This window comes from Streptomyces chilikensis (assembly GCF_001642695.1).
Classification (GTDB): Bacteria; Actinomycetota; Actinomycetes; order Streptomycetales; family Streptomycetaceae; genus Streptomyces; species Streptomyces chilikensis.
The window spans coordinates 1-2,964 of the sequence record NZ_LWCC02000103.1; the positions used below are offsets into that span (position 1 = coordinate 1).

Consider the following 2,964-nt stretch of genomic DNA (forward strand, 5'->3'; position numbering starts at 1 on the left):
CGCGGACCAGCCCGGGCCGGTGATCCAGACGATCGAGGTCACCGCCAGCGCCCGCACGGCCAGGGCGAGGCGATTCCGTGTAGGTCTCTCCACGGGAGTGATCATCGTCACGGCCCTCCGGCGTTACGCCGGATGTGTCACTCATTGCTTCGAACGGGTGGAAATGCGGGCGCGAAGTTGCCGACATGTCCGGCGAATTCGTCCGACGGCCATCGGTGGTTGACCGCTAACGGATGGTCAATTTCCGTTTCTGCTCGCATGGTTGGTCGATTGATCAGTAGCCTCACCTCGACAATCGGCCGTCTACGCCCCGGAGTCCCAGATGAACTGTCCCGCCCTTGCGTCACGGAGCAACGGCGGAGGCCGGCCGGCATGACGGGAAGCCCGGACACGCCGACGGACAGACTCGACCGGTTCACCACCGCGTGGAGCCGGGCCCTGCTGCCGGGCGCCCCGCCCGAGGCCGTGCGCGAACTGGGGAACCGGCTGCTGCCGGCCGCCCGGGGGCTGAGGGAGGCGCTGGGCGCCCGCACCCCCGGCACGACCGCCGGACGGGCGGCCGGGACGTCGCTGGTCGCCGTCGGCCGCACCGACCCCGAGGCGGTCGGCCGCACCCTGGAGTGCCTGGACTCCCACGCGGCGTGCTGCCTGGGCCCCGAGGGCGCCGACCCGGCCGTGCTGCGGGCCCGCGCCGTACGGCTGGGGGCCGCCCTGGCCACCGGCTTCGCCGAGGCCCTGCGCGACCGGACCACGACCGAGCAGCGGGCGGTGGCGCGCGCGGCCCTGGGCGCGCAGGCGCAGCTCAACGAGGCGGCCACCCAGGCGCTGCACGAGAGCGAGGCCCGGTTCCGCGCCGTCTTCGAGGGCGCCGCCACCGGCATCTGGATCGCCGGTCCCGACTCGACGATCCTCCAGGTCAACGGCGCCATGACCCGGATGTTCGGCGGCAGCGACAGCGCCCTGCTCGGCCGCCGCTTCACCGAGCTGACGCACCCGGAGGACGGCGCGCAGATCTGGCGGCTGCACGACGAACTGGCCGGCGGGCTCCGCGAGCACTACCGCGTCGAGAAGGCCTTCACCCGCCCCGACGGCACCGTGCTGTGGACCAACCTCACCGTCTCCCTCCTGCGCGACGCCGACGGCCGCCCCCAGTACCAGCTCGCGCTGATGGAGGACACCACCGAGCGCCGGCTCCTCAACCTCCGGCTGCGCTACGAGGCCACCCACGACGCGCTCACCGGGCTGCCCAACCGGGTCCTGTTCTTCGAGCGGCTGGAGAAGGCCGTGGCCGGGGGCAAGGGGCAGCGCTTCGGCCTGTGCTACCTCGACCTGGACGGCTTCAAGACGGTCAACGACAGCCTCGGCCACCAGGCCGGCGACCGGCTGCTGGTGGAGGTGGCCGACCGCCTCCAGGCCTGCGCCACCGCTCCGGGCGAGATGGTGGCCCGCCTCGGCGGCGACGAGTTCGTCGCGCTGACCACCGGCCCCGACACCCGGCGGGGCGTGGACGACCTCGCCGAGCGGATCATGAACGCGCTGTCCACCCCGGTGCGCATCGACGGCCGGGAACTGACCGTGCGCGGCTCCGTCGGCATCGTCGAGGGCCCGGCCGGCGAGCGGGGCGCGGCCGAGGTGCTGCGCAGCGCCGACATCACCATGTACCGGGCCAAGTCGGCGGGCGGCAACCGGTTCGAGTTCGCCGACCCCGAGGCCGACGCACGCGCCATCCGCCGGCACCGCCTCACCACCGCGCTGCCGGCCGCCCTGGACAACGGCGAGTTCTTCGTCGAGTACCAGCCCCTGGTGCGGCTCGAGGACGGCAGCGTGGGCGGCGCCGAGGCCCTGGTGCGGTGGCTCCACCCCCAGCAGGGCGTGGTCGGCCCGGACCGCTTCATCCCGCTCGCCGAGCGGACCGGGCTGATCGTTCCGCTGGGCCGGTGGGTGCTGGAGCAGGCCGTGCGGCAGGCCCGCGAGTGGAACGGCACGACGCGCGTCAACGTCAACCTGTCGCCCTGCCAGCTGACCGACCCCGGCCTGGTCCGGGACACCGCGCGGATCCTGCAGGACGCCGGGCTGCCGCCCGAGGCGCTCTGCCTGGAGATCACCGAGTCGGCGCTGGTCGGCGCGGAGGACGAGGTCCTGCGCCCGCTGCGGACCCTGTGCGACATGGGCGTGGACATCGCCCTGGACGACTTCGGCACCGGCTACTCCAACCTGGCCGGCCTGCGGAGACTGCCGGTGAGCGTGCTCAAGCTGGACCGGTCCTTCACCCGCGGCATCCGCACCTCGCCGGCCGACCCGGTGGACGTCAAGATCGTCGAGGGGGTCGTGCGGCTGGCGAGGACGCTCGGGCTCTCGGTCACCGTCGAGGGAGTGGAGACGGCGGTCCAGGCCGAGCGGCTGCGCAAACTCGGCTGCGACACGGCGCAGGGCTGGTACTACGCCCGCCCGGGCCCGCCCGAGAGCCTCCACGACCTCGCCCTGGCCGACGCCTGCTGACCGGGGCGGGGCGACGCCTTCTGCGTGACGCGCGCATCGGGCGCACCCTGGAAGAAGGACATCCAGGAGGTGAGACACCATGCTGCACACCGCAGTGGGATGGCACGTCGAACTGGAATTCAAGGAGGACGACACCCGCACCCGGGCCGCCGCGATGGTGCGGCTACCCGACGGCAGCGAGATCCGTGGCCACGGGCACGCCAGCCGGCACGACTCCGACGCCAACCAGCCGAGGGTCGGCGAGGAGGTCGCCGGCGCCAGGGCGCTGAACGACATCGCCATGCAGCTGCTCGACAAGGCCCACCGGGAGATCGACGCGGCGGCGGGCCGCCCGTCCCATCCGATCTCCGTCTGACCGCCCCGCGCGGTCACGGCGGCTCCCCGCCGCGGTTCGCCCCGGCGGGGCGCCGCCCGGCCCGTGCGGGCGGCGCCCGCGGCTCGCCGCCCCCGGGGCCGCCAGGGCCC

2 protein-coding genes are annotated in these 2,964 nt (G+C 74.0%); both read left to right on the forward strand.

Features of this window, described 5'->3' with window-relative positions; all coding sequences use genetic code 11:
- Positions 1 to 372: 372 nt before the first annotated feature.
- On the forward strand, positions 373 to 2,499 hold the full coding sequence (locus A2U95_RS24505; RefSeq protein WP_166026841.1) for a putative bifunctional diguanylate cyclase/phosphodiesterase: 2,127 nt from the start codon (positions 373 to 375) through the stop codon (positions 2,497 to 2,499).
- A gap of 79 nt (positions 2,500 to 2,578) precedes the next feature.
- Entirely contained in the window at positions 2,579 to 2,854 is a 276-nt protein-coding gene (locus tag A2U95_RS24510) for a DUF1876 domain-containing protein (protein ID WP_166026843.1), read from the forward strand.
- Positions 2,855 to 2,964 lie beyond the last annotated feature (110 nt).